Origin of the sequence: Streptomyces sp. NPDC003035, assembly GCF_042888285.1 — a bacterium.
GTDB lineage: Bacteria > Actinomycetota > Actinomycetes > Streptomycetales > Streptomycetaceae > Streptomyces.
The window spans coordinates 502,121-521,010 of sequence record NZ_JBIAPJ010000001.1; the positions used below are offsets into that span (position 1 = coordinate 502,121).

General features: G+C 71.0%; 19 protein-coding genes. 12 read left to right on the forward strand and 7 right to left on the reverse strand.

Annotation, left to right across the window (positions count from 1 at the left end; genetic code table 11):
- Positions 1-109: 109 nt before the first annotated feature.
- Together ACFYV5_RS02200 and ACFYV5_RS02205 are read right to left on the reverse strand one after the other, a co-directional pair.
- On the reverse strand, positions 110-1,000 hold the full coding sequence (locus ACFYV5_RS02200; protein WP_355106806.1) for a 2-hydroxy-3-oxopropionate reductase: 891 nt from the start codon (positions 998-1,000) through the stop codon (positions 110-112).
- A 56-nt stretch (positions 1,001-1,056) separates the two neighbouring features.
- Positions 1,057-1,908 (reverse strand): TIM barrel protein, encoded by an 852-nt coding sequence (locus ACFYV5_RS02205; protein ID WP_355106808.1) that lies wholly within the window; start codon positions 1,906-1,908, stop codon positions 1,057-1,059.
- 140 nt (positions 1,909-2,048) lie between these two features.
- On the opposite strand from ACFYV5_RS02205, the gene ACFYV5_RS02210 reads away from it, so the two are divergent.
- From ACFYV5_RS02210 to ACFYV5_RS02250, 9 genes are all read left to right on the forward strand, one after another.
- Entirely contained in the window at positions 2,049-2,297 is a 249-nt protein-coding gene (locus ACFYV5_RS02210; protein WP_389165022.1) for a hypothetical protein, read from the forward strand.
- Complete coding sequence (locus ACFYV5_RS02215) at positions 2,294-2,680, forward strand: helix-turn-helix domain-containing protein (protein ID WP_355106810.1); 387 nt, start codon at positions 2,294-2,296, stop codon at positions 2,678-2,680. Before ACFYV5_RS02210 ends, ACFYV5_RS02215 begins: the two co-directional genes overlap by 4 nt.
- Before the next feature lie 157 nt (positions 2,681-2,837).
- Positions 2,838-3,353: a 2-oxo-4-hydroxy-4-carboxy-5-ureidoimidazoline decarboxylase gene (uraD, locus tag ACFYV5_RS02220; RefSeq protein ID WP_355106812.1), complete on the forward strand. Its 516-nt coding sequence runs from the start codon at positions 2,838-2,840 to the stop codon at positions 3,351-3,353.
- Positions 3,350-3,739 carry a hydroxyisourate hydrolase gene (uraH, locus tag ACFYV5_RS02225; protein WP_355106814.1) on the forward strand — a complete coding sequence of 130 codons (390 nt, stop codon included), beginning with the start codon at positions 3,350-3,352 and terminating at the stop codon, positions 3,737-3,739. Before uraD ends, uraH begins: the two co-directional genes overlap by 4 nt.
- Before the next feature lie 5 nt (positions 3,740-3,744).
- Positions 3,745-4,668: a factor-independent urate hydroxylase gene (pucL, locus tag ACFYV5_RS02230; protein ID WP_355106816.1), complete on the forward strand. Its 924-nt coding sequence runs from the start codon at positions 3,745-3,747 to the stop codon at positions 4,666-4,668.
- Positions 4,669-4,737: 69 nt separating this feature from the next.
- Complete coding sequence (locus ACFYV5_RS02235) at positions 4,738-6,144, forward strand: nucleobase:cation symporter-2 family protein (protein WP_389163280.1); 1,407 nt, start codon at positions 4,738-4,740, stop codon at positions 6,142-6,144.
- 48 nt (positions 6,145-6,192) lie between these two features.
- Positions 6,193-7,584, forward strand: a complete 1,392-nt coding sequence (locus ACFYV5_RS02240; protein ID WP_355106820.1) for an 8-oxoguanine deaminase — start codon at positions 6,193-6,195, stop codon at positions 7,582-7,584.
- 286 nt (positions 7,585-7,870) lie between these two features.
- Positions 7,871-9,319 (forward strand): nucleobase:cation symporter-2 family protein, encoded by a 1,449-nt coding sequence (locus ACFYV5_RS02245; RefSeq protein ID WP_389163283.1) that lies wholly within the window; start codon positions 7,871-7,873, stop codon positions 9,317-9,319.
- Between the two features lie 80 nt (positions 9,320-9,399).
- Positions 9,400-10,050, forward strand: coding sequence for an aspartate/glutamate racemase family protein (locus ACFYV5_RS02250; RefSeq protein ID WP_355106824.1), 651 nt, complete (start codon positions 9,400-9,402; stop codon positions 10,048-10,050).
- A 36-nt stretch (positions 10,051-10,086) separates the two neighbouring features.
- Here ACFYV5_RS02250 and ACFYV5_RS02255 read toward each other — a convergent pair whose 3' ends face one another.
- A complete protein-coding gene (locus tag ACFYV5_RS02255; protein ID WP_389163286.1) occupies positions 10,087-10,677 on the reverse strand; it encodes a TIGR03086 family metal-binding protein in 591 nt (196 codons plus the stop codon).
- 123 nt (positions 10,678-10,800) lie between these two features.
- Positions 10,801-11,379: a hypothetical protein gene (locus ACFYV5_RS02260; protein WP_389163289.1), complete on the reverse strand. Its 579-nt coding sequence runs from the start codon at positions 11,377-11,379 to the stop codon at positions 10,801-10,803.
- A gap of 132 nt (positions 11,380-11,511) precedes the next feature.
- Here ACFYV5_RS02260 and ACFYV5_RS02265 point away from each other — a divergent pair, with 132 nt between their 5' ends.
- Together ACFYV5_RS02265 and ACFYV5_RS02270 are read left to right on the forward strand one after the other, a co-directional pair.
- The gene (locus ACFYV5_RS02265; protein WP_389163292.1) at positions 11,512-12,462 is read left to right on the forward strand and encodes a fibronectin type III domain-containing protein; all 951 of its coding nucleotides are present in this window, start codon (positions 11,512-11,514) and stop codon (positions 12,460-12,462) included.
- A gap of 55 nt (positions 12,463-12,517) precedes the next feature.
- Entirely contained in the window at positions 12,518-14,377 is a 1,860-nt protein-coding gene (locus ACFYV5_RS02270; RefSeq protein WP_389163295.1) for a hypothetical protein, read from the forward strand.
- Between the two features lie 73 nt (positions 14,378-14,450).
- Here ACFYV5_RS02270 and ACFYV5_RS02275 read toward each other — a convergent pair whose 3' ends face one another.
- From ACFYV5_RS02275 to ACFYV5_RS02285, 3 genes are all read right to left on the reverse strand, one after another.
- On the reverse strand, positions 14,451-15,608 hold the full coding sequence (locus ACFYV5_RS02275; protein ID WP_389163298.1) for a GDSL-type esterase/lipase family protein: 1,158 nt from the start codon (positions 15,606-15,608) through the stop codon (positions 14,451-14,453).
- 229 nt (positions 15,609-15,837) lie between these two features.
- Positions 15,838-17,460 (reverse strand): malate synthase A, encoded by a 1,623-nt coding sequence (gene aceB, locus ACFYV5_RS02280; RefSeq protein ID WP_389163300.1) that lies wholly within the window; start codon positions 17,458-17,460, stop codon positions 15,838-15,840.
- A gap of 225 nt (positions 17,461-17,685) precedes the next feature.
- Complete coding sequence (locus tag ACFYV5_RS02285; RefSeq protein WP_389163303.1) at positions 17,686-18,300, reverse strand: NTP transferase domain-containing protein; 615 nt, start codon at positions 18,298-18,300, stop codon at positions 17,686-17,688.
- Positions 18,301-18,455: 155 nt separating this feature from the next.
- Between ACFYV5_RS02285 and ACFYV5_RS02290 the strand changes: the two genes are divergently transcribed.
- Positions 18,456-18,779: a DUF5955 family protein gene (locus ACFYV5_RS02290; RefSeq protein ID WP_355106872.1), complete on the forward strand. Its 324-nt coding sequence runs from the start codon at positions 18,456-18,458 to the stop codon at positions 18,777-18,779.
- Positions 18,780-18,890: the final 111 nt, after the last annotated feature.

Consider the following 18,890-nt stretch of genomic DNA (forward strand, 5'->3'; position numbering starts at 1 on the left):
GAAAATGAAGTGTGGTGTTCCGGACGGCGACGACGCCTGGGCGCGACAGGACAGGTTGTCAGCGCCGCCGCCGTCCGGAAATCTGGGGCCCCTTCTCAGGGGCGGAGGGTCAGACCTGCTGGCCGGAGAGGCGCTCGACGGCGCGCAGCAGGGCCGAGTGGTCCAGGCCGCCGTCGCCCTGCGCACGCAGGGAGGCGACGAGCTGGGCGACGACCGCGCCGACCGGGAGGGCCGCGCCGACGTTGCGGGCGGCGTCGGTGACGATGCCCATGTCCTTGTGGTGCAGGTCGATCCGGAAGCCGGGCTTGAAGTCCCGGTTCAGGAAGTTGTCCTTCTTGCGGGTCAGGACCGTGGAGCCGGCCAGACCGCCGTTGAGGACGTCCAGGGCGGCCTGGAGGTTCACGCCGGACTTCTCGAGGAAGACGACGGCCTCGGCGCACGCCTGGATGTTGACCGCGACGATGAGCTGGTTGGCGGCCTTCACCGTCTGGCCGGAGCCGTGCGGACCGCACAGGACGATGGTCTTGCCGAGGGCCTCGAGGATCGGGAGGGCCTCGTCGAAGTCGGCCTGCTCGCCACCCACCATGATCGACAGGACGGCCTCGATGGCGCCGGCCTCGCCGCCGGAGACGGGCGCGTCGATGACGCGGATGCCCTTCTCCTTGGCGTTCTTGGCCAGGTCGACGGAGGTCTGCGGGGTGATCGACGACATGTCGATGATCAGCGCGCCGGACTTCGCGTTCTCCAGGATGCCGTTCTCGCCGTAGGCGATGGCCTCGACCTGCGGGGAGGCGGGCACCATCGTGATGACGACGTCGGCGTCCTTGACGGCCTCGGCGATCGACGCGGCGGCGGTGCCACCGGCCTTGGCCAGGCGGTCCAGCTTGTCCTGCTCCAGGGTGAAGCCGGTGACCGAGTAGCCGGCCTTGATCAGGTTCTCGGACATGGGGGAGCCCATGATGCCGAGACCGATCCACGCGATCTTGGGGAGTGTGCTCATGATGAGGGTGCCTCTCAAAAACTGGTGGTACGGGGAGGAAGTCGGCGGGTCGGCCGTCAGCGGGCCGCGCGGGCCTCGGCCGGGAGCCACTCGAAGGACGCGGCGGCGTCGGCGGCCTTGTACTCCAGGCCGACCCAGCCGTCGTAACCGGCCTTCTTGAGCTCGTCCAGGAGCTGCGCCAGCGGCAGCTCGCCGGTGCCCGGCGCGCCACGGCCCGGGTTGTCCGCGATCTGGACGTGGCCGGTCTTGTCGGCATACTGCGCGATGACCTGGCTGACGTCCTCGCCGTTCATCGACAGGTGGTAGATGTCGAGGAGGAACTTGGCGTTGCCGAGCCCGGTGGCCGCGTTGACCTTGTCGACGACCTCGATCGCGGAGGGGGCGCTCACCAGCGGGTAGAGCGGCGACTCCGGCTTGTTCAGGGTCTCGATCAGCAGGATGGCGCCGATCCGGTCGGCCGCGCGGGCCGCCAGGACCAGGTTCTCCAGGGCGAGGGTGTCCTGGATCTGCGGGTCGACGCCCTCGACGCGGTTGCCGTAGAGCGCGTTGAGCGCCTTGCAGCCGACCGAGGCGGCGAAGTCGGCCGCCACGTCGATGTTGGCGCGGAAGCGGTCCGACTCCTCACCGGGTACGGAGAGGGCGCCGCGGTCGGGGCCGGGGAGCTGACCGGCGTAGAAGTTCAGGCCCACCAGCTGGGTGCCGGCGTCGTCCAGAGCCTTCTTGAGCGCGTCGAGCTCGCTCTGGTCGGGGGTGGCGGTGTCGATCCAGGGCCACCACAGCTCGACCGCGGTGAAGCCCGCCGCGGCGGCGGCCGCGGGGCGCTCCAGGAGCGGGAGTTCCGTGAAGAGGATCGACAGGTTCACATCGAAGCGCTGGTCCGTGACTGCGCCTTCTGAGAAGCGGGCCATGAGGGGCGGCGCTCCTTCCGTATTGCGGAAGTAACTTTCTGTCTGACGGAATGTTGCAAGCGGAGCGGCCACCTTGTCAAGAGGGTCCGGCAGCTCAGGGCTGCCGTCGGTCGGCTCCCGGCCAGTAGCGTGGGGGCATGGTGCGTTTGAAAGTGGAGTTCACGACGGAGCCGTTCGACCTGGACGAGGCGCCGGCGCACGCGGTCGTGGCGCGTGAGGTCATCCAGGCGGCCGAGCTGGACGCGGTGGACGTCGGTCCGTTCGGAAACACGGCGGAGGGGGGCGCCGACGCGGTGCTCACGGCCGTGGACGCGCTGCTGCGCGAGTCCCTGGCGGCCGGCGCGACCCGTGTCTCCCTCCAGGTCAATGTGATCGGGGAGGGGTCATGACCGAACACCCCCTTGTCGCCGCGGTGAAGCCGCTGGTCGACGCGATGGGCGCGGAGATACTGGGCCCCGAGCAGGCCGGGACCGACGATGTGGTGCTCGCCTGGGAGGGCGAGGACGTCCTCGCCGTACGCCTTCCGCAGCTCTCGGACTCGCTCGATCACATCCTGGCCGCGATGGAGCGGCGGCACGGGATGCCGCTGGCCGAGCTCGACCGCAAGGCCAAGCAGGAGGCGGTCCGTCTGCTCGAAGCCCGTGGCGCCTTCTCCGTAAGGCATGGAGTGGAGACCGTGGCCGGGGCACTGGGTGTCAGCCGGTTCACCGTGTACAACTACCTGAACAGGGAGACCGCCCTGAACAGGGAAAATGGAGCCAAGAACGGCTAGTTGATCATGTGTTGGCCATGAGCCGTCGTCCGGATGTCGGGACGACGGCTTTTGTATGGCCGAGTTTTCAACAAAGTGTTGACGTGGTGTTGCGGGAGGGCGTTAGCTATCCGCAGCCCGTCCGACGCACAGCGAAAAACAGCCACGGAGGCTTCCCGTGACTTCAGGTACGACACCGGGCCTCACCCGGTTCAACACCTCGGCGGACAGCGACGCTGTCGCCGCGCTCCACGAGGTGTGCTCCAGCTCGGCGTGGGGGAGCAAGATCCTCGCCCAGCGCCCGTTTGCCACCGCCGAAGCCCTCTTCCTCGCCAGTGACGCCGCCATGGCCGAACTGACCGCGGAGGATCTGGCCGAGGCGATGGCGGGCCACCCGCCGATCGGTCGTCCGAAGGCCGGGGACCCGACCTCCTCCCGCGAGCAGAGCGGGATGGCCGGCGCCTCCGAGGAGCTCAAGGCCGAGATGCTCGAACTCAACCTGGCCTACCAGGACAAGTTCGGTCATGTCTTCCTGATCTGCGCCACCGGCAAGACCGGCGAGCAGATGCGCGACGCGGTCCGCGAGCGGATCGAGCACTCGCCCGAGCAGGAGCGGGAGATCGTCCGCACCGAACTGGGCAAGATCAACCGCATCCGCCTGACCCGTCTCGTAGAGGAAGAGAGCGCCGCATGAGCACCGACACCACCGCCTCGGTGTCCACGCACATCCTGGACACCAGCATCGGCCGCCCCGCCGAGGGCGTGGCCATCACGCTCGCGGCCCGCAGCGGCTTCGACGCGCAGTGGGTCACGCTCGGTGGCTCCGCCACCGACGCGGACGGGCGCTGCAAGGACCTGCCGGCCCTGCCGGAGGGCACCACCCACGTACGTCTCGACTTCGAGACCGAGGCGTACTTCTCCAAGAAGCAAGCCGAGGCGCAGCAGGACGCCCCCCGCGTAAGGGACAGCGGTGCGTTCTTCCCGGAGGTGGCGATCACGTTCGCCGTCAAGCCGGGCGAGCACTATCACGTACCGCTGCTGCTCAACCCGTTCGGCTACTCCGTTTACCGAGGGAGCTAGCAGACATGCCCACGATTCTCGGCCAGAACCAGTACGGCAAAGCAGAGAACCGCGTCGTCAAGATCACGCGGGACGGCGACACCCACCACATCAAGGACCTCAACGTCTCCGTCGCCCTCTCCGGCGACCTCGACGACGTCCACCTCTCGGGCTCCAACGCCCACTGCCTGCCCACCGACACGACCAAGAACACCGTCTTCGCCTTCGCGAAGGAGTACGGGATCGAGTCGGCCGAGCAGTTCGGCATCCACCTCGCCCGTCACTTCGTGACGAGCCAGGAGCCCATCCACCGGGCCCGGATCCGGATCGAGGAGTACGCCTGGGATCGCATCGCGACCTCGGACGCCAACTCCAAGTTCATCGGCTCCGACGAGGTGAACCACTCCTTCGTCCGTCAGGGCCAGGAGACCCGCGTCACCCAGATCACGTACGACGGTGAGAAGTGGGAGGTCATCTCCGGCCTCAAGGACCTCGTCGTGATGAACTCCACCAACTCGGAGTTCTGGGGCTACATCAAGGACAAGTACACGACGCTCCAGGAGGCGTACGACCGCATCCTGGCCACGCAGGTGTCCGGTCGCTGGCGCTTCAACTGGACCGACGACGACCAGCGCATGCCCAACTGGGAGCGCTCGTACGCCGAGACGAAGAAGCACATGCTGCAGGCCTTCGCCGAGACGTACTCCCTCTCGCTGCAGCAGACGCTGTACCAGATGGCCTCGCGCATCATCAACCACCGTTCGGAGATCGACGAGGTCCGCTTCTCGCTCCCGAACAAGCACCACTTCCTGGTGGACCTGGAGCCCTTCGGGCTCAAGAACGACAACGAGGTCTACTACGCCGCCGACCGCATGTACGGCCTCATCGAGGCCACGGTGCTGCGTGACGGAGCCACGGCGCAGATCCCGGTCGACATGACCAACCTCTAGCGGCACCTCGTGGTCGCCCCCGCCCGCCCGCAGTCGGGCGGGGGCCGCCACCACCGGAGGGACCTACCAATGGCACAGCCCGTCATGGGGCCGGCATCCGCAGAAGGCCCGTGTTCCACCCCATCGGCCACCTCGACCGAGGTCCACCCGGTGGACGAGAAGCTCCCCGCTTCGCGGCTCGTTCCCGCCGCGCTCCAGCACATCGCCGCCATGTACGCGGGTGTCGTCACCCCTCCGCTGATCATCGGCCAGGCGGTCGGCCTGGACGCCGCCGGGATGACCCGGCTCATCGCCGCGAGCCTCCTCATCGCCGGCTGTGCCACGATCCTCCAGACCATCGGGGCCGGCCGCTTCGCCGGCAACCGGCTCCCGTTCGTCAACGCCGCCTCGTCGGCCGGCATCGCACCGATGCTCGCGATCGCCGAGACCAGCGCCCCCGGCCACCAACTCCCCGCCATCTACGGCGCGGTGATGGTCGCCGGAGTCTTCTGCCTCGCCGTCGGACCCTTCTTCGGCCGGCTGCTCCGCTTCTTCCCGCCGCTCGTCACCGGTGTCGTGATCACCCTCATCGGCGTCACCCTGATGCCCGTGCCGGTGAGCTGGGCCCAGGGCGGGAACAAGGAAGCCGCCGACTTCGGCGCCATGAAGTACCTGGCGCTCGCCGCCTTCACGCTCGTCGTGATCCTGCTCTTCCAGCGCTTCGGCAAGGGCTTCGTCAAGCAGGTCGCCCTGCTGCTCGGCCTGTTCATCGGAACGCTGGCCGCGGTCCCCTTCGGGATGGCCGACTTCACCGCCCTGCGCGAGGCGCCGGTCGCGGCGTTGCCCTCGCCCTTCGCCTTCGGCGCCCCGGAGTTCCAGCCCGCCGCGATCCTCTCCCTGTGCATCGTCATGCTCGTCCTGATGACGGAGTCCAGCGCCGGGATGCTCGCCCTCGGTGAGATCTGCGACCGCCGGAGCGACGGCCGGACGATCACCCGGGGCCTGCGGACCGACGGCGTCGCCACCCTGATCGGCCCCGTCTTCGGCGGCTTCCCGACCTCCGCCTTCGCCCAGAACGTCGGCGTGGTCTCGCTGACCCGGGTCCGTTCTCGCTACGTCGTCGCCGTCGCCGGTGGCGCCCTGCTGGTCCTCGGCGCCTTCCCGGTCCTCGGCGCGGTCGTCTCCATGGTCCCGATGCCCGTGCTCGGCGGCGCCGGCATCGTCCTCTTCGGCTCGATCGCCGTCTCCGGAATCCGTACGCTCTCGGAAGCCGGACTCGACGACAGCTCCAACATCATTCTGGTGGCCGTCGCACTCGGTGCGGGCATCATCCCGCTCGCCGCTCCCACCTTCTACGCCGACTTCCCGGCCTGGGCACAGACCGTGCTCGGCTCCGGCATCAGCGCCGGAGCGCTCGTCGCGGTCATGCTCAATCTGTTCTTCCACCATCTCGGCACCCGGAGCTGTCACACGGCCCCGGCACTCAAATCCTCCTAGGGTCCTGCCGTGCCCACACCACCGAAGAGGAATGAAGGAACCACCGCCATGGCAGCACCTTCGGCAGCAGCCCAGCGCATCGTCATCGAGAACTGTGCGATCGCGACCGTAGACGCCAACGACACCGAGTACGCCTCCGGGTACCTCGTCGTCGCCGACAACAAGATCGAGTCCATCGGAGCCGGCAAGGCCCCCGAGGGCCTGGAGAACGTGGTCCGCCGGATCGACGCCACCGGTCATCTGGTGACGCCCGGCCTCATCAACACCCACCACCACTTCTACCAGTGGATCACCCGGGGTCTGGCCACCGACCACAACCTGTTCAACTGGCTGGTCGCGCTCTACCCGACGTGGTCCCGCATCGACGAGTCGATGGCCCGGGTCGCCGCGCAGGGCTCGCTGGCGATGATGGCCCGTGGCGGTGTCACCACCGCCATGGACCACCACTACGTCTACCCGCGGGGTTCCGGCGACCTGTCCGGCGCCATCATCGGCGCCGCCCAGGACATGGGCGTCCGCTTCACCCTCGCCCGTGGCTCGATGGACATGAGCGAGAAGGACGGCTTCCTGCCGCCGGACTTCGCCGTCGAGACGACCGAGGGCGCGCTCGCCGCGACCGAGGAGACGGTGAAGAAGTTCCACGACGCCTCCTTCGACGCGATGACCCAGGTCGCCGTCGCCCCCTGCTCCCCCTTCTCCATCTCCACGCGCCTGCTCAAGGAGGGTGCCGAGCTGGCCCGCCGCCTCGGCGTGCGGATGCACACGCACGGCTCGGAGACCGTGGAGGAGGAGAAGTTCTGCCACGAGCTCTTCGGCATGGGCCCGACCGACTACTTCGAGTCCACCGGCTTCCTCGGTGAGGACGTGTGGATGGCGCACTGCGTCCACATGAACGACTCCGACATCGCCGCCTTCGCCCGTACCGGTACCGGTGTGGCGCACTGCCCCTCGTCCAACGCGCGGCTGGCCGCCGGCATCGCCCGCGTCCCGGACATGCTGCGCGCCGGCGTCCCGGTCGGCCTCGGCGTCGACGGCACCGCCTCCAACGAGTCGGGCGAGCTCCACACCGAACTGCGCAACGCGCTCCTCATCAACCGCCTCGGCGCCCACCGCGAGGCCGCGCTCAACGCCCGCCAGGCCCTGCGCCTCGGTACGTACGGTGGTGCCCAGGTCCTCGGCCGGGCCGACAACATCGGTTCTCTGGAGCCCGGCAAGCTCGCCGACTTCGTGCTCTGGAAGATCGACGGCATCGGCCACTCCTCGATCGCCGACCCGGTCACCGCGATCGTGTTCGGCGCCGCTGCCCCGGTGACGGCCTCGTTCGTCAACGGCAAGCAGATCGTCGAGAACAACCGCCTGCTGTTCGCGGACGAAGAGGCGATCGCCCGCGACGCGCGCGCGGAGGCGCAGCGTCTGGCCCGCATCACGGCCCAGGGCTGATCCGCCCCAAAGAGTCCGACCGAGGGGGACGGCCCTCGGTCGGTCGCCACGGACCCGAGCGGGGCCCGTGGCCGGCTGGACGGGGGGTGCCCGTACGAAAAGAGGTACGGCACCCCCCGGACGGTCGACGTGTCCAGCCCTCCCCGGACACATGACGCACCGCACCACCCCGAAGCCCCCCACTTCCTCATGAGCCGCACCCGTGAGGCGCAGGATCTGCACCACTTTGCACCACCTCCCTGACATCCATGTCGCCGCCGACGTGTAACCGACCGGAGGAACCGCCGTGGCCGCCAAGCCCAGGTTTCGCAATGATGCACCCGACGCAAGCGCCGATCCCGAAGACCAGAGGCATCCGGTCGACGAGACGCTGCCGCCCCTGAAAATGTTCACCAGCGGTCTGCAGCACGTGGCCGCCATGTACGCCGGTGTGGTGGCCCCGCCCCTGATCGTCGGCGCGGCCGTCGGACTCTCCGGCACCGAACTGACCTTCCTCACCGGCGCGAGCCTCTTCACCGCCGGACTCGCCACCTTCCTCCAGACGCTCGGCGTCTGGAAGATCGGCGCCCGACTGCCGTTCGTCAACGGCGTCACCTTCGCCGGCGTCGCGCCCATGCTCGCGATCGTCGACACCACCGACGACAAGGCCGACGCGCTGCCGATCATCTTCGGCGCGATCATCGTCGCCGGTGTACTGGGCTTCATAGCCGCCCCGTACTTCTCCAAGCTCGTCCGCTTCTTTCCGCCGGTCGTCACCGGCACCGTGATCACCCTCATCGGCGTCTCGCTGCTCCCGGTCGCGTTCGGCTGGGCCCAAGGCCCCAATCCGACGGCGAAGGACTACGGGTCGACGACCTACCTGAGCCTCGCCGCGATCACGCTCGTGGTCGTGCTGGTCCTGCGCCGCTTCACGCGGGGCTTCCTGAAGCAGATCGCCGTCCTGGTCGGTCTGGTCATCGGCACCCTCATCGCCATCCCGTTCGGCGTCACGGACTTCAGCCCGGTGACCGAGGCGTCCGTGGTCGGCTTCCCGACCCCGTTCCACTTCGGCGCCCCGCAGTTCGCGCTGGCGGCGATCATCTCCATGTGTGTCGTCATGCTCGTCTCGATGACCGAGTCGACCGCCGACATGCTGGCCCTCGGCGAGATCGTCGACCGGCCCGCCGACGAGAAGACCATCGCGGCCGGGCTGCGCGCCGACACCCTCGGCTCCGCCATCAGCCCGCTCTTCAACGGCTTCATGTGCAGCGCCTTCGCCCAGAACATCGGGCTCGTCGCCATGACGAAGATCCGCAGCCGGTTCGTGGTCGCCTGCGGAGGCGGCGTCCTCGTCCTGATGGGTCTGTCGCCGATCGCCGCCTCGCTGATCTCGGTCGTCCCGCGACCGGTGCTCGGCGGCGCGGGGGTGGTCCTCTTCGGCTCGGTCGCGGCGAGCGGCATCCAGACGCTCGTCAAGGCCGGCCTGGAGAAGGACAACAACGTGCTGATCGTGGCGGTCTCGCTGGCCGTCGGCATCATCCCGATCACGGAGCCGGAGTTCTACCACGCCTTCCCGGAGACCGCGAAGATCATCCTGGACTCGGGCATCTCGACCGGCTGCGTCGCGGCGGTCCTGCTCAACCTGGTCTTCAACCACCTGGGCAGGCGCCGGGACGAGGACACGGTGACCGCGCCCATGGAACCGGGCGAGGAGATCTCCGAAACCCGCACGGCCAAGGCGGCGCACGTCCACTGAACGCGCCCCTTCCGCTCCCCGAGCAGCTCCCCGAGCCGGTCCCCGCGTACGCCGCGGGGGCCGGCCGCGGGCGTTCGGTCGTGCTCGTCAACCCCAACACCTCCGCCACCACGACGGCGATGATGACCGCCATCGCGCAACACACCCTGGGGCCCACGGTCACCGTCCAGGGGGTGACCGTGGAGCGTGGCCCCCTGATGCTGACCGACCCGGCGGCCCTGCGGGCCGCTGCCCCCGAGGTCGTCGAGGCCGGCCGCCGCGCGCTGGCCACCAGCTCCCCCGCGGCCCTGGTCGTGGCCGCCTTCGGCGACCCGGGCCTCGACGAACTGCGCGCCCTGGCGGGCGTGCCGGTCGTGGGGATCGGCGAGGCCGCCCTTCTCGAGGCGTCCGTCGCCGGTACGCCCTTCGGCATCGTGACGACGACCCCGCTGCTCGCGGACTCGATCGCCGACCGGGTCGCCCAGCTCGGCCTCACGGCCCTCTTCACCGGCCTCCGTCTGACCCAGGGCGCCCCCGAACGGCTCTCCGCCCATCCGGACCGGCTGCGCGAGAGCCTGGCACTCGCGGGGGAGCGCTGTGTCGTACGGGACGGTGCCCGCGCCCTCGTGATCGCCGGCGGCCCCCTCGGCGATGCGGCGGAAGCCCTCCGCCCCCACTTCGACGTCCCGGTGATCGCCCCGATCCCGGCCGCGTGCCGCCGCCTCCAGGAGGCCCTGCCGCCCGCGCGCTGACCGGCGGAGACCCCGCGACGGGACGGGCGGCCCTGCCTACGCCGGCTGCCAGTCCGGGCGGCGGCCGCTCAGCCCGATCACCCGGTCGAGGAGAGGGGCGTCCTCCGGCACGGCGACGACCGGACCAAAGAAGCCCTCGTCGTCGCTGGAGTCGTCCGCGGGCGTCAGGAGCGCCTCGGAGACCGCCAGTTCCTCCTCTCCCGCCGCGTACTCCTGCCCCGTCGCCCGGGCCAGGTCCCAGCCGTGGATCAGCAGTTCGTTGAGCGCGACCCGGCCCATGACCGCGGCAGGCAGCTCCACCCCGCCCGCCTGTGTGTCCCCCTCCCACGCGTCCGGCTCCCGCCAGGCCGCCGCCAGCTCCTCCACGGCCTTCGGCAGGGCCGTACGCCAGTCGGCGTCCAGCACCGGCAGGACCGAGCCGGGCGGCGTGCTCGTCGTCGGGCCGAAGTCCTTGCGGGCCGCGTCGCGGAAGGCCACGCTCAGCCCCACGAGATGCGCGAGCACCTCCCGTACCGCGTAGGCGGGGCACGGGGTCGGGTCCCCGAGCCGCTCGTCGCCGATGCCCGCCGCGAGCCGCGTCACGCGCTCCGCCGCCGGACCCAGATCGATGTGCGTCGTCTTCTCCATGGGGGGCAGACCGCCCGGCGCGCCAGAACTCATCGCCGGGCGCCGGAACACTTCGTAACCCGTCGCCGGACCCAGGACCGCGCCGCAACTCATCGTGGGCCCCCGGACCGTGCCGCGACGACCTCATCTCTCCGCTCCGATCCGCCGCAGGCACTCCCGCGCCAGCGCCGGGTAGGCGGCGGCGATCGCCTCGTACAGCCGCCTGCGCAGCAGCCGCTCGGCCTCGGCCCGGCCCGTCGATCCGTAGAGGCCGTCGAGCAGCGTCTCGTACCGTGACAGGGCGTGCCACAGGTAGTTCACCTGCCAGCGCACCAGCGCCCCGGCCGCGACCCCGCCGGGGCTACGGGCCCCGAGCAGGTGCCGGTGCCGTACCGCCCTGCGCTCCAGCTCGGCCGCGGGCAGCCGCGGCACGTCGATCGGCTCCGCCCGGATCGTGGCGAGCACCGCCTGCCGCCGCGCCTCGGCCCCCGCCTCCGCCGCCGAGGAGCGCCGGCCCGACGAGGCCGCGCACTCGGTGAACTCCGGAGTCCGCTCCACCGCCTCCACCCGCGCCACGAGATACAGCCGCACCGGCGCGATCGACCAGCGCCGCGGATCCCGCCCCTGCACATCCGGCGCACCCAGCAGGTCGCGCACCATCGCGTCGGTCCAGCCGCGCTCGCGCAGCCCGGAGAGCGTCACATACGTCATACGGTCCGTCATGCTTCCCCCAGTGTTCGGTCACGGAGAGTGACGAATTCAGTGAAGCGCACCCTACTGACAGTCGCCCTCTTGCCGCCCCGCCGGGCGCGTGGCATACAGGTCTGGACCATTCCGACGGACGGAGGCATTCCTGTGCAACGCCCGCTCGCCACAAGTCTGTTGACCCTGGCTGCCCTCTCCCTCGCCGCCTGCGCCGGCGGACCGGAGAAGGACACCCGCAACCCCACCACCCCCACCGGAGTCACCGCCTCCGCGGGCAGCGCGAGCACCGTGCACGTGATGTGGAGCGCGGCCACCGACGACCGCGCCGTCACCGCTTACGAGGTGTACCAGCAGGGCCGCAAGGTGAAGGACCTCCCCGCCACGACGCTCATGACCGACATCGCGAACCTCACCCCGGCCACCGCGTACACCTTCACCGTCCGCGCCCGCGACGCCGCCGGAAACCGCTCCGAGCCCAGCGCGCCCGTCCCCGCCACCACCCTCGCCGCGACCGCTCAGGACCGCACACCCCCGACGACTCCCGGAACCCTGCGCGCCACCCCCGACGGCCGCCACGCGGCCACCCTGACCTGGACACCGGCCCGCGACGACACCAAGGTCACCGCGTACGACATCTACCAGGCCGACGCCCGCGTCCACACCGTCCCCGGCACGGCGACCACCGCCCGCGTCACCGGCCTGCGCCCCGGCACGGTCTACTCCTTCACCGTCCGCGCAAGGGACGCCGCCGAGAACTCCTCCCCGGACAGCGACCCCGCCGACTGCACCACCGCCCGAGCCCCCGGCGCCCCCGCGAGCACCGCCCCGACGAACCTCGCGGCGAGGGCCACCAGGGGCGAGATCACCCTCACCTGGACCCCGCCCCGCACCGGAGCCCCGGTCAAGGAACACCAGCTCTACCTGAACGAATCCTTCGCCACGACCATCATCTGGGGCGCCGACCCCCCACCCGGCCCGGCCACCTACACCTTCACGGTCCCCCCGACCCCCGGCACCCGCTACAGCGTCAAACTCCGCGCCCGCCTCCCCGACGGCACCTGGGGTGACTTCTCCACCCAGCGGACCGTTGTCGTCCCATGACAGCGCGCCGCGCCCGCCTCGGCGTCCGGCTCGCGCCGGAACTACCCTGGGAAAGGTGGCAGCGACCGTGCTCACCAACACCGGGCTCGACACGTTCCTCGACGGAACCCCCGAGTCCCGCGACCCCTCGTACGTGCGCGCCGCCGACGCCCTGCTCGGGCTGTTGTCCCTGCGCGGGGCCGATCGGAGGAGCGGGCTGCCCGAGCCGACCGTGGAGCTCGTGCGGCACGTGCTCGTCGAGGACGTGCCGGCCTTCGTGTACGCGACGGCCGAGGAGCTGTCCGCCTTTCCCGCCGTGCTCGTGGCGCTCACCGAGCGCGTCCGGGAGGCCGGGCGGCTCAACGGGAAGCGGCAGGCGCGCATCCTGGCCGCGATCGAGGAGACCGTGCCCGACTTCGAGCGGGCGATGACGGATCCCGCCAACCTCACCTGGCAGCGCTGGTACGCCTCGCTGCTGCGGGCCGACGGCACCGATCCCGGCGACCCCGCCGCCGTCCGCGCCTGGCTCGCCGCCCATGACGGGATCACCCCGCCGGACGGACTGCGCCGGGCCGACCTCATGAACCGCAGCGAGCTCGCCGACGTGGTCCTCGCCGAGGCCCTCACCGGTGCGTACGTACGGGAGGCGGAAGCGCCCTCGCCGGCCGGGCCGCTGCTGTCCGACGGGGACGTCTCGCACGGCGTGGGCACGGTGGCGGGCCGTGTCGTCGACCGCTGGACCGCCGAGGGCCTCGCCGGCGCGCTCGCGGGGCCGTACGCCCATCTCGCTCCCGGCGCGGAGGCCTTCCCGCACCTCGTCCTCGCCGACACCCTCGTCGACGAGCACCTGAACTACTACGAGGACGCCTCCGTCCCCCTGCCGCCGCCGCCCGTCGAGGCCCATGACTCCCAGCGGTCCGTCGAGGCGGGCGCCGACCTGCTCGCCGCGGCCGTGGAGGAGATGAAGAGCGAGACGGCCGGTCTGTACGACGGCGAGGCCGCGCACCTGCTGTACGCGCTCTACCAGCGCGGCTCCAGTGCCGAGTCGGTCGCCCGCCGAGCCGCCGAGTTCGAGGACTGGCCGGTCGACCCCCGCCTGGAGGACGCGCCCGTCCTGGTGCCGGCGAAGGCCCCTGACGCCTATGCGCTCCCGCCCGCCGCCGAGCTGTCCCGGCTCCTGGGCACGCCCGTCACCGACGACGACCGCGCCCGCCTCGAACCCTCCGCCCGGGCCATGGCCGCCACCGTCGACCGGATGGCGGAGACCGGCATGGTCTTCCGCGCCGGAGACGCCTTCGGCCTCACCCCGTGGGGCGTCGAGGTCCTGCACTACCTGCTGCGGGTCCGGGGAGTCGCGGCGCCCGACGCCGCGGAGGCCGCGGCCTGGGACGCCCCGACCGTCATCGCCGCCGCCGAGGGCTGGTCCGCCTCCGCCGCCACGCGCGTCCTCGCCGAGTGGCTCCACGCGCGCGACAACACCGTCGACGCCTGGACCCAGTTGCTCACCGCCCTCGGCACCGTCAACGCCGGTACGCACGAGGCCGCCGACACCCGCGCCGTCTTCGGCTTCCTCGACCCGGCCGCCGCACCCGTCGAGGCCCTGCGCGCCACTCTCGACGACCCGGTGATGGGCGCGTACGCGTACGGGGTCCTGCGGGCCAGGGGCGAGCCCGCGGACGAGACCCGTGTGCCGCGGTCCGCCCGCGCCGTGCTCATCCTGGACCGGCTCTCCCGCCGTACGGGCGGGCGCGAGGTTCTCGACTCCGCCGCCCAGGGCTGGCCGGGGGGCATCGACGCTCTGGTCGAGGAGATGGCGGCGGTCGACCCGTACCGAGCCGGACGGACGCTCGGCCGCCTCGGCATCCGGGTGGCCGAGCCGAGGACGGGGAAGCCGCGGGCACGGCGCCGGAGCCGGGGAAGGCGCCGCGCCCGCTGAGCGACCCCGTGGGGGTCGGGCGACGGCCTTCAGGCGACGGCCGTCGAGACAGGACCGACCGGTCAGGAGACGGTCAGGAGACGGCCGTCAGGTACATCCCGGAGGCCCCGGTGCCGGCCGTGTTGCGGCAGGAGAAGTTCCCGCTCGGCTGCGCGTGGATCAGCGCGAGACAGCGGCCCAGCGCCAACTGGCCGTAGTAATTGGGGTGCACGTTCTCCTGGATCGGCCCCTGCGTCTCGTTCTGGTCGATCCAGCGCGCCCACTCGCTCGTCGACGCCGAGGCGGCCACCGTCGAGCTCACCTGCTTGCTGGCCTTCGCGCACACCTCGCGGCCCTGCAGCATGTCCCGCAGATCCATGAACTGCACGCCCTTGGCGGCGGCGACACCCTTGAGGCGGTTGGCCACCTGCGGGACGAGCGAGTCCCTGGCCCAGTCGGAGTCCAGGTTCCAGAACGGGCAGCCGCCCGTGTTGGTGCGGCTCCAGCCGCTCTCCGCGTAGCGGTTCTCCGCGCCGCGCGGAATGGGCGAGGGGTACGACTGGAGCACGATCCGGTAGGAGGAGGCGGCGTACCCGGCGCCGGACATCACCGCCCGGATCTCGTCGACGGACTTGCCGACGCCCGCCATCGCGGCGTCGATCTTCGCGTCGACCGCGGCCTGCTGGTCGTCGTGGCAGTACGAGTACCAGACGATGTAGTCGGTCGCGCAGTTCCGGATGATGTCGGCGAAGCCCAGGTCGTTGCCGCCGACGGACAGCACGATCGTCCGCACGTCGTGGGAGGCGGCGACGGCCGCGAGCTGATCGGCCTGCGGGGCCTCGCCCTTGTAGGCCACGCCGCCGTTCGACGCCCGGAAGACGTTCTGGGTCGTGGCGCCCGAGCAGGCCAGGTTGATCGGCGTCGAGGCGATCGCGCCCGCGCTCTTCACCTCGGCCGCGTCGGAACGGTGGCAGCCGTTGACCGCCGTGGTGCCGTAGACCCGCGAGGGATCGTAAGCGGTTCCCGTCCACGCCCGGTCGGTCCCGTTGCGGCTGCCGCTCGTCGTGAGGCTGTTGCCCTGCCAGCGCCCGGCCTCTCCGGAGATGTAGCTGTCGCCCATCGAGACGACGGCGGTGGGGCCGGAACCGGAACTCGCCACGGCGGAGGAGGCGCCACCGGCGGTGGTCAGGGCGGCGGCGGCCAGGGAGAGGGCGAGGAACCCGCGAACAGCCCGGTGGGAAGAGGGAGGCATGGCTGTGCTCCTGCGGTGCGCAGTGACGTGGGGGACAGCCGCCGGCCGGTGGCAATGCGGAATCTGGCACGCCGTGGCTTGTTACCGCTAGGTAGCTGCGTATTTCGGTTACGTCACATGCCCTGTGAAACGCCATGGAGCGAAAGTGGCTCCGCCCCCGGTGCTGTGCGTACACCGGGGGCGGAGCCTGCTTGTGGTGGTGTCGAGGTGCTGGTCGGCCGCTGTGCGGTCAGCCGATCAGCTGGTCGTACGCCGGGAGGGTCAGGAAGTCCGCGTAGTCCGCGTCGAGGGAGACGTGGAGCAGCAGGTCGTGCGCCTGCTGCCACTTGCCGGCCGCGAAGGCCTCCTCGCCGATCTCCTCGCGGATGGCGGCCAGTTCCTCCGCCGCGACCTTGCGGGCCAGCTCCGGGGTGGCCTTCTCGCCGTTCTCGAAGATGACCCCCGCGTTGATCCACTGCCAGATCTGCGAGCGCGAGATCTCGGCCGTGGCCGCGTCCTCCATCAGGTTGAAGATGGCGACCGCGCCGAGACCGCGGAGCCAGGCCTCGATGTAGCGGGTGCCGACCTGGACGGCGTTGCGCAGGCCGTCGTACGTGGGCCTGGCGTCGAGCGAGTCGATGGCGATGAGGTCGCCGGGCGCCACCGAGACGTCCTCGCGGAGGCGGTCCTTCTGGTTCGGCTTGTCGCCGAGCACCGCGTCGAAGGAGGCCATCGCGATCGGGACGAGGTCCGGGTGGGCGACCCAGGAGCCGTCGAAGCCGTCGCCCGCCTCGCGGTCCTTGTCCGCCTTGACCTTCTCGAACGCGACCTTGTTGACCTCGGCGTCCTTGCGGGACGGGATGAACGCCGCCATGCCGCCGATCGCGTGCGCGCCGCGCTTGTGGCAGGTGCGGACGAGGAGTTCGGTGTACGCGCGCATGAACGGGGCCGTCATCGTCACCGCGTTGCGGTCCGGGAGGACGAACTTGGCGCCGCCGTCACGGAAGTTCTTGACGATGGAGAAGAGGTAGTCCCAGCGGCCGGCGTTGAGGCCCGCGGCGTGGTCGCGGAGCTCGTAGAGGATCTCCTCCATCTCGTACGCGGCCGTGATCGTCTCGATCAGCACGGTGGCGCGGATGGTGCCCTGCGGGATGCCGACGTAGTCCTGGGCGTAGACGAAGATGTCGTTCCAGAGGCGGGCCTCCAGGTGCGACTCCGTCTTCGGGAGGTAGAAGTACGGGCCCTTGCCGAGCTCGATGAGCCGCTTGGCGTTGTGGAAGAAGTACAGGCCGAAATCGACCAGTGCCCCCGGGACCGGGCGGCCCTCGAAGGTCAGGTGACGCTCCTCCAGGTGCCAGCCGCGCGGGCGCATGACGACCGTGGCCAGCTCGTCGGCCGGCTTGAGGGCGTACGACTTGCCCGACCTCGGGTCCGTGAAGTCGATCTTCCGGGTGTACGCGTCGATCAGGTTGACCTGCCCTCCGACGACGTTCTCCCAGGTGGGGGCCGAGGCGTCCTCGAAGTCGGCGAGCCACACCTTCGCGCCCGAGTTCAGGGCGTTGATCGTCATCTTGCGGTCGGTCGGACCGGTGATCTCGACGCGGCGGTCGTTCAGGGCGGCCGGAGCCGGCGCGACACGCCAGGAGTCGTCCGCACGGATGGCGGCCGTCTCCGGGAGGAAGTCGAGGGTCGAGGTACGGGCGATCTCGGCGCGGCGCTCCGCCCGGCGGGCGAGGAGCTCGTCCCGGCGCGGCGTGAACCGCCGGTGCAGCTCCGCCACGAAGGCGAGGGCCGCGTCGGTCAGCACCTCCTCCTGCCTCGGCAGGGGCTCGGCTTCGACGACGGCCAGGGGGGACGGCGCTGGTGCGGACATGAACTGTCACTTCCTTCAGCGGGCTTCACGGGCGGTGCCTTGCGGCCGCCGGGCGTCGCGGATCGGCACGGAGTGCCGCAGGCGCCGAGATACGGCCGCGAGCGCCGTCAGAGGATCAGGCGCTTCTGAACAGTGGATACTAGTTTCCTCATGGTGGAAGTTCAATGGTTTGTTGATGTCGAGATTCTCTGGATCGACAGAAGGTGGCGCTCAGTGCCACCCCCTTCACTCAAGGTGCGCCAGATCCGCCTCCGTGTCGATGTCGTACGGCTCGGCCACATCCGAACAGTCCACCAGCGCGATCGCGCCCTGGTGCTCCTTGAGATAGTCGCGCGCGCCCTGGTCGCCGACCGCCCCCGCCGCGATCCCGGCCCACCGGTCCACGCCGAAAAGCACCGGATGGCCGCGCTTCCCCTCGTACGAGGCCGCCACCAGGGCATCGCGCGAGCGGTACGCCGACCGGACCCGCGCCACCGCCTCGGCGCCGATCCCCGGCTGGTCCACCAGACTCACCAGGGCCGCGTCCACCGGCAGCGCCTCGGCCGTCAGCGACGCCAGACCCGCTCGGAGGGACGACCCCATGCCCTCGGCCCACTCCGGGTTCTCGACCAGTACGCACCCGGGCAGCTCGGCCCGTTCCCGCACGAGGTCGGCCGAGGCGCCGAGCACCACATGGACCACCTCGCAGCCGCCCTCCCGCAGCACGCGCACCGCGTGCTCGACCAGCGGACGGCCGCGGTGGGTCAGGAGCGCCTTGGGGCGGCCACCGAGCCGTCGGCCGCCGCCCGCGGCGAGCAGCAGACCGGCGATCAGGGGAGACGTGTGCTCTGTGTGCGTCATGAGCCCTGCATACCTCATGGGGCGTCACCGGGGCCCGTACACACGTATGCCTGAATTACGTCCACGGAGTGGCGCCGCCGGCGCACGATGGCGTTAACTTGCCCGCGACTCTGGGCGCCCGGACAACCGCACAGCGTCGTGCGAGGGGGAGAACTGTGGTGCGAAGCGTGGGGCAGAGGCGTGTGACGACCGGCAGCGGCGAGGACCCGAGGGTGGCGGAGCTGCGTGCTGCGGTCTCCCGGCTCCGCCGCGAACTCGCACTCCATCGGGCCGAGTTCGCCGACCGGGGTATCGCCGAGAACGAACTCGCCGCACTGGACGCGATGGCCGTGAGCGGGATGCCGGAGGTACGCCGGCTGCGCCGCTCCCTGCTGGTGATCGCCGGTGCGATCGGATCGGTCAGCGCCCTGGCGAACGGCCTCACGGGCGTCCGCCAGGCCGTGGAGCTCTTCGGGGAGCCACCGCGCGAGCCGTCGTGAGCGGGAGCGGCGCCGGCCCCGGATCGGGCGCCGGCCCCGGATCGGGCGCAGGCCCCGGATCGGGTGTCGGCCCTGCCCCTCGTCGCCGATGAGCCGGTCGGCGCGGCCCCC

Bases quoted from the DNA above. Each gene is read 5' to 3' on its own strand.
- ACFYV5_RS02255 (WP_389163286.1), bottom strand. From the start codon at position 10,677: ATGGAGAAGACGACGCACATCGATCTGGGTCCGGCGGCGGAGCGCGTG.
- ACFYV5_RS02240 (WP_355106820.1), top strand. From the start codon at position 6,193: ATGGCAGCACCTTCGGCAGCAGCCCAGCGCATCGTCATCGAGAACTGT.
- pucL (WP_355106816.1), top strand. From the start codon at position 3,745: ATGCCCACGATTCTCGGCCAGAACCAGTACGGCAAAGCAGAGAACCGC.
- ACFYV5_RS02285 (WP_389163303.1), bottom strand. From the start codon at position 18,300: ATGACGCACACAGAGCACACGTCTCCCCTGATCGCCGGTCTGCTGCTC.
- aceB (WP_389163300.1), bottom strand. From the start codon at position 17,460: ATGTCCGCACCAGCGCCGTCCCCCCTGGCCGTCGTCGAAGCCGAGCCC.
- ACFYV5_RS02235 (WP_389163280.1), top strand. From the start codon at position 4,738: ATGGCACAGCCCGTCATGGGGCCGGCATCCGCAGAAGGCCCGTGTTCC.
- ACFYV5_RS02275 (WP_389163298.1), bottom strand. From the start codon at position 15,608: ATGCCTCCCTCTTCCCACCGGGCTGTTCGCGGGTTCCTCGCCCTCTCC.
- ACFYV5_RS02215 (WP_355106810.1), top strand. From the start codon at position 2,294: ATGACCGAACACCCCCTTGTCGCCGCGGTGAAGCCGCTGGTCGACGCG.
- ACFYV5_RS02200 (WP_355106806.1), bottom strand. From the start codon at position 1,000: ATGAGCACACTCCCCAAGATCGCGTGGATCGGTCTCGGCATCATGGGC.
- ACFYV5_RS02205 (WP_355106808.1), bottom strand. From the start codon at position 1,908: ATGGCCCGCTTCTCAGAAGGCGCAGTCACGGACCAGCGCTTCGATGTG.
- ACFYV5_RS02260 (WP_389163289.1), bottom strand. From the start codon at position 11,379: ATGACGGACCGTATGACGTATGTGACGCTCTCCGGGCTGCGCGAGCGC.
- uraH (WP_355106814.1), top strand. From the start codon at position 3,350: ATGAGCACCGACACCACCGCCTCGGTGTCCACGCACATCCTGGACACC.